Annotated in this window: 3 protein-coding genes and 1 CRISPR repeat array; of the genes, 1 reads left to right on the top strand and 2 read right to left on the bottom strand. The window is 33.0% G+C overall.

The window, feature by feature from the left end; all coding sequences use genetic code 11:
- Positions 1 to 886 precede the first annotated feature (886 nt).
- On the top strand, positions 887 to 1669 hold the full coding sequence (locus AFK68_RS18100; protein ID WP_094673969.1) for a sulfite exporter TauE/SafE family protein: 783 nt from the start codon (positions 887 to 889) through the stop codon (positions 1667 to 1669).
- 344 nt (positions 1670 to 2013) lie between these two features.
- Positions 2014 to 4015: a CRISPR direct-repeat array (repeat unit 37 nt; unit sequence GTTTAAACTAACTAAAATCCCTATTAGGGATTGAAAC).
- A 155-nt stretch (positions 4016 to 4170) separates the two neighbouring features.
- On the opposite strand, the gene AFK68_RS18105 is transcribed toward AFK68_RS18100, so the two are convergent.
- Together AFK68_RS18105 and AFK68_RS18110 are read right to left on the bottom strand one after the other, a co-directional pair.
- On the bottom strand, positions 4171 to 5040 hold the full coding sequence (locus AFK68_RS18105) for a carbohydrate ABC transporter permease (protein ID WP_094673970.1): 870 nt from the start codon (positions 5038 to 5040) through the stop codon (positions 4171 to 4173).
- Between the two features lie 401 nt (positions 5041 to 5441).
- On the bottom strand, positions 5442 to 6365 hold the full coding sequence (locus AFK68_RS18110; protein WP_094673971.1) for a carbohydrate ABC transporter permease: 924 nt from the start codon (positions 6363 to 6365) through the stop codon (positions 5442 to 5444).
- Positions 6366 to 7297 lie beyond the last annotated feature (932 nt).

A 7297-nucleotide genomic window follows, 5' to 3' on the forward strand; every position in this document is an offset into this window, starting at 1 on the left:
AACGTCCGTACGGGAGAAGTAAAAATAGAGATAATCAAAGATTAAATTGTCTCAAATCAGCAAAAAGGTAATTATTCAAAGGTAATTACTTAATGACTGAAGTATTAATCAAGTATAGCATTACTTTTGGGAATTGGTATAATACAAAATTTGCTTACTTTGGAGAATAAGACTTGACCATCAGTATTGTTCATTAATTGATAATTGATAATTGATAATTACCTCTGGTTAAAACCATCAGATTGAAGATAAGGAAATATCCTAGCACTTTTTTTCCCTATCCAAGGGCAGGCTTTAAGGCGCGAATTATTTAATTATTAATAATTAATAATTCGGTAAAAACTCCAAGTAGGTTTTGGCTTTGGTGACCAAACCCCTACGAGGCATGAATTTTACCAATACTACCAGATTTGATATATTACTTCTATTTTTTGTATCTTTTCAGTTATATTAGAGGTTAAATGTATCAGGAAATATAAAAAAAGAAGATAGGGAATAGGGAACAGGGAATAGGAAACAGGGAATAGGGAATAGGGAATAGGGAATAGGGAATAGGCAAAAAAACAATTATTTGTTATCAAGAAATTCACAACTAACTGATTGAGTATGAATAGTCACCTACTCCCTCTGTAGAGTTATTTCAATCCCTTGCCTTATTCAANGAATAGGGAATAGGCAAAAAAACAATTATTTGTTATCAAGAAATTCACAACTAACTGATTGAGTATGAATAGTCACCTACTCCCTCTGTAGAGTTATTTCAATCCCTTGCCTTATTCAAGCTAGTTGATTGAATTCTGAAACTTTTTGCTTAATACTTATTTTACAAACAGTCTCTTAAACTCAAGTTTATTTGTCTAATTTTAGTTAAAAACAACTCTTAATAATGATTCCAACAAATTTGTTTATTTTAGGTATAGGTGGTCTTTTTGCGGGTATTCTGGCTGGATTTTTAGGAATTGGCGGTGGTACGGTTATGGTACCTCTATTAGTGGCTTTGGGATATGAACCTATACAAGCAGTTGCAACTAGCGCTTTAGCTATTGTAATTACAGCGAGTTCCGGTACTCTACAAAATTGGCGTATGGGTTACATTAAACCTAAAAGAGTTATTTTGTTGGCATTACCAGCATTATTCGCTGCTCAAGTTGGGGTTTATTTGGCGGAACAATTTTCCTCTACTTTATTATTGTTAGGTTTTGGTTTATTAATGTTAGTTAATATTTATCTATTCGAGTTTCGCAAGGGTGTTATAGCTAAACAAAAAGGTGCTGAAAATAATGGTGAAAAACAGGAATGGGGAAATCCTACTATTGCTAGAATTATTACTGGGGGAACTGGAGGGTTATTAGCTGGTTTATTTGGGGTTGGTGGTGGGGTAATTATGGTACCTCTGCAAATTCTTTTATTGGGGGAACCTATTAAAGTTGCTATTCAAACAAGTCTGGGTGTAATTGTTGTTACTTCTATTTCTGCTAGTTTCGGTCATTATTTGAATGGTAATATTGTATTTGTGGGAGGTTTGATTCTGGGTTTTGGGGGTTTGATCGGGGCTCAAATTAGCACTCGTTTTCTGCCGAAGTTGTCTAGTTCAGTTGTTACTTTTGCTTTTCGGAGTTTGTTGGTAATTTTGGCTATTTATACATTCTGGAAAGCTTGGGACATTTAGAATTTAGAATTTAGAATTTAGAATGCAGAATTTTAGAAGATATTCCAAAGTCGGCCATTTTTTGAATTATTGGGCCAATAAAATTAGGCTATTTTGCGCGGATGGGTAGCTGTAGAAGAGAGAGGGTGAAAAAAAATGGCTGAGATTGAGTATGGGAAAGGGTTTGAGCTTTGTGGGAGGTTAGAGGCGATCGTCGCAACTTTTGTATTGCTTGGCTGGCAAGGGTTTGGAGGATTTTGTTTGGGTAGGGTATTGCAATTTTTTCAATCTTCATGCTACTTTAACTATGGTCATCGCAAATGTACCTTGAAAATTAAATATGGTAAGGGTTCTAGAACCCTGCTGTTTAAACTAACTAAAATCCCTATTAGGGATTGAAACTCACTACTTACTTAAAAGTGCACACTCTATTGTGTTTAAACTAACTAAAATCCCTATTAGGGATTGAAACCAAATTCACATATGAGGTGGTAAGCACAAAGACAGGTTTAAACTAACTAAAATCCCTATTAGGGATTGAAACTAGAGTTTGCGTATAGGCAGGGTGACCAGGAATTATTGTTTAAACTAACTAAAATCCCTATTAGGGATTGAAACCAACTTTAAGTGCGAGGTTCCGCTCTCGGTTAAGTTTAAACTAACTAAAATCCCTATTAGGGATTGAAACGCCAATAACAATTATTTGGCATGAAAATATTAGAAAAGTTTAAACTAACTAAAATCCCTATTAGGGATTGAAACGAAAAATTGCTTGTCTGTCATAACAAGCTGTTTCCAGTTTAAACTAACTAAAATCCCTATTAGGGATTGAAACATAAACTCAATTGTCCAAGGCTCTGTTTTATAATCATGTTTAAACTAACTAAAATCCCTATTAGGGATTGAAACAACGGATTTTAAGTGCTTTACTGTTTTTGCTTGGAATGTTTAAACTAACTAAAATCCCTATTAGGGATTGAAACTGGAGTTTCTGGATTCTAAGTATTTCTTCTATCAACGTTTAAACTAACTAAAATCCCTATTAGGGATTGAAACTTTGATAAATCATATCCCTTATCCAACTTATCCATATGTTTAAACTAACTAAAATCCCTATTAGGGATTGAAACTTTTAATATTTCAGAATTAGCTTTAGATAATTTTCCTAAGGTTTAAACTAACTAAAATCCCTATTAGGGATTGAAACTTTCTTACTCAGCTCGAAACGGCGTAAACGCTCGGTTTAAACTAACTAAAATCCCTATTAGGGATTGAAACAAAAATTTCACCCCTAATCAAATCGAGCAACTGAATAGTTTAAACTAACTAAAATCCCTATTAGGGATTGAAACAGGAAATGTAAAAATCTTATTCGAGAAGCATAATGTTTAAACTAACTAAAATCCCTATTAGGGATTGAAACCAATTCCCTCAGATCGTTTTCCCAAAATTAGTTATTGTTTAAACTAACTAAAATCCCTATTAGGGATTGAAACATATTCATCATCTTTATTTTCTATATCTAAACTAGGTTTAAACTAACTAAAATCCCTATTAGGGATTGAAACTCAGAAAATCCTAATCTTAGATTTTTATTTCTTACTCTAGTTTAAACTAACTAAAATCCCTATTAGGGATTGAAACCTAAAGCTATTGTTTCTTCTAAGTTTTCTGCTGAGAAGTTTAAACTAACTAAAATCCCTATTAGGGATTGAAACGATAATTCCTGCTCTGTCTATCAAGCTGTCCTTGAAAGTTTAAACTAACTAAAATCCCTATTAGGGATTGAAACTACTCCTCTATTTGTCAGTGCGGTTTTTAGATCCGCGTTTAAACTAACTAAAATCCCTATTAGGGATTGAAACGCATAATCAACCGACTTAAATTGGTATTTTTCTATTAAGTTTAAACTAACTAAAATCCCTATTAGGGATTGAAACTAATTCCTGCTAAAGAAATTGCCTCTGCCTCGTTTAAACTAACTAAAATCCCTATTAGGGATTGAAACGATAATAATCCTTGCTGTAATTTAAGCTTGGCCCTACTGTTTAAACTAACTAAAATCCCTATTAGGGATTGAAACTTTAATGGCACTTTTGGTAAATTGTTTGGGAGGGTTTAAACTAACTAAAATCCCTATTAGGGATTGAAACTTAATCCCCCATGGTTGCTCCCCTGGCTTTGCCGGGTTTAAACTAACTAAAATCCCTATTAGGGATTGAAACCGACGATACTCTTGGTTTGGAGTTCTCTAGCTGGAGTTTAAACTAACTAAAATCCCTATTAGGGATTGAAACATCTACAGACCAAGAATTGGGAATATCAACAGAGTTGAAACTGACTAAAATCCCTATTAGGGATTCTAAATTCCTAATTCTGCATTCTAAATTCTAAATTCTTCATTCCTAATTCTGCATTCTAAATTCTAAATTCTAAATTCTTCATTCCTAATTCTGCATTCTAAATTCTAAATTCTTCATTCCCAATTCTGCATTCTAAATTCTCAATTCTAAATTCCAAATTTATCCTTTAACGGCACCTGCAGTAATACCTTGAACAATTCGCCGTTGAGCTATTAATACTAAAATTACTAAAGGAAATGTACCTGTTACTGTTGCTGCAGCAATTGGCCCATAGGGAATTTCAAACAGAGAAGTACCACCTATTTGAGCAACTGCAACGGGAATAGTATACATTTCTGAACGAGTAATAAAAGTCAGGGCAAAAATAAACTCATTCCAAGCAAAAATAAAGGTTAAAATTCCTGTAGTTACTAATGCTGGAATTGTGAGAGGTAAAACAATATTCCACAACATAGAAATTGTGTTGTAACCATCTATTTTTGCCGAGTCTTCTATATCTTTTGGTAACTGTTGGAAAAAGCTTCTTAAAACCAGAATTGTCAGAGGTAAATTAATCCCTGTGTAGGGAATAATTAAGGCTATATAATTATTACCTAAACCAATAGCTCTAATAATTTCTAACAGTCCTAAAAATAACAACACATAAGGAAACAGACTGACGATTAAAACACAGGCAATAATAATATTTTCTCCAGGTATTTTTAACCGTGCCAAAACATAAGCAGCAGGCGTCCCTATTCCTAAACAAATAATTGTAGAAATAATAGAAACAAAAGCACTATTAAAAATATAGCGCAGAAAACCCCAACCGAGACTGAAATAGTGTTCAAAAGTTAATTGGTTTGGAGAGGGAAAATAGACATTAGGAACTGCTGATATTGCTTCATTAGTTTTGAAAGAAGTTAGTAATTGCCATAAAACAGGAGCGAGGCAAAATATGACAGTTAAAACCACACTTATCCACAGAATTATTCTGCCTATTTTGATTGATGATTTATTTTTTAATGATGATTTTTTAGCTACAGACATTTTTAATTCCTGATATTACAAATTATATCAAATCCGGTCGTATTGGTACAATGAAATATCGTAGGAGTTTGGTTACCAAACCCCTACCAAATTTAGAGTTTTTGCCTCTTTTATATCAAATCTGGTACTGTCGGTGTAAAAAAGCAGAGAAACCGGGTTTGTATTAAATGCCTCCTTATAATAACATTAACCTCCAACAAACCCGGTTTCTGGAGTTTCGGTGTAAAGAATTTAGAATTAAAGATAAATTTACCAATTCTGAATTCTAAATTCTAAATTCTAAATNCTCCTTATAATAACATTAACCTCCAACAAACCCGGTTTCTGGAGTTTCGGTGTAAAGAATTTAGAATTAAAGATAAATTTACCAATTCTGAATTCTAAATTCTAAATTCTAAATTTTAAACGTTACTTTTGACTTTTAACTTCTGTATAACCGTAGTAGCGATCGCCACAGCAAGAATTAATAATAGAAATGTTACTACTACTAAAGAAGCTCCATAACCAAAGTCTAAATAACGTCTAATAGTAGCATAAATATAGATAGAAATTGTTTCTGTAGCTCCAGCAGGTCCACCTCCTGTCATTACTTGTACTAAGTCAAAAATGCCGAATGCTTGAGCAAATCTGAATAATAAAGCAATTATTATTTGTGGCATTAATAATGGAATAGTAATTTGTTGAAAACTCTGTATTGGGTTGGCTCCATCAATAGCATGAGCTTCATATAAATCAGAATAAATTGATTGTAAACCTGCCAATAAAATAATGGCAATAAATGGCGTTGTTTTCCAAACATCAGCAATAATCATTGCCAACATTGCTCGGAAGGGATCGCCTAACCAAGTAATATTAGTTTGAATGAATCCTAAACGGAGAAGTATATCATTAACTATGCCAAATTGGTCGTTAAAAATCCACGCCCAACCTAACCCAATAGCTGCAGTTGGTAATGACCAAGGAATGAGATTAATAGTACGAACAAAACCTCTACCTCGGAATGATTTATCTAAGATTAAAGCGATGCTCATTCCTAATATTAATTCTAAGAAAATGGAGCAAGCTGTAAATATTGTTGTGTTCCATAAAGTTTGCCAAAAACGACCATCAGTTAATATCCTGTTGTAGTTAGTTAAGCCAGAAAAAATAGGCTTTAATTCTGTGCCAAGATTTTGTGTAAATAGACTTAACCAAAGAGCGCGACCAATTGGATAAGCAAATACAAATAGTAATATGAGAATGGCTGGTGTAATTAATAGCCATCCTGTTAATTTTTCTCTTTTTTCAAGGGAATTAGTAATAGAAGTAGTTTGGGAATTTTTCATAGATTTTTTTAAAAGAGTAATATCAATATTGTAGGGGTTTGGTCTGCAAACCCCCTACCAAAGTAGGAGCTTTTGCCAAAGCTGAAATTAAAATTTATAGTAACCTTTCAATCAACAAAAAATTACAGCAGATTCCAGATATGTGAGGTACAAACATTANTTTATAGTAACCTTTCAATCAACAAAAAATTACAGCAGATTCCAGATATGTGAGGTACAAACATTAACCTTTAAATCTTTGTAGTGCGGGCTGGAATGCCCGCTATTAAGATATAGTAACACCCTTATGTTGTAACATTTTATTGTAGGGGTTTGGTCTCCAAACCCATTAATTTTTCTCTGGTTTCAAGGGAATTAGTAATAGAAGTAGTTTAGGAATTTTTCAGAGATTTTTTTAAAAGAGTAATATCAATATTGTAGGGGTTTGGTCTGCAAACTCCCTACCAAAGTAGGAGCTTTTGCCAATACTGAAATTAAAATTTATAGTAACCTTTCAATCAACAAAAAATTACAGCATATTCCAGATATGTGAGGTACAAAAATTAACCTTTAAATCTTTGTAGTGCGGGCCGGAATGCCCGCTATTAAGATATAGCAACACCCTTATGTTGTAACATTTTATCGTAGGGGTTTGGTCTCCAAACCTCTATACTTTTTTTCACAAATCATTCCATATTGCTATACCTGATTGAAATTCTAATTTACAGTAATTTTTCAATAAAAAAAATCAAGGTAGAGGAACTGCTGAAAATTATCATCGGAGTGTTATAAGAAACCGGGTTTATGGGAGGTAGATGTTAGGTGGTGAGTCATTTAATATAAACCCGGTTTCTAGTTTCTATATTTATTAGAGTTGTTGGGAAATAACTTAGATTACAAAAAAAATAAAATGAAAACAGATATATTTAGTTAGTGATTTTATTATTTATGCT

The sequence above is a fragment of the Hydrocoleum sp. CS-953 genome (genome assembly GCF_002260545.1).
Classification (GTDB): Bacteria; Cyanobacteriota; Cyanobacteriia; order Cyanobacteriales; family Microcoleaceae; genus Trichodesmium.

What these genes read in the sequence shown, in the direction of transcription:
- AFK68_RS18110 (WP_094673971.1), bottom strand. Translation starts at nt 6,365, where the DNA reads ATGAAAAATTCCCAAACTACTTCTATTACTAATTCCCTTGAAAAAAGA.
- AFK68_RS18105 (WP_094673970.1), bottom strand. Translation starts at nt 5,040, where the DNA reads ATGTCTGTAGCTAAAAAATCATCATTAAAAAATAAATCATCAATCAAA.
- AFK68_RS18100 (WP_094673969.1), top strand. Translation starts at nt 887, where the DNA reads ATGATTCCAACAAATTTGTTTATTTTAGGTATAGGTGGTCTTTTTGCG.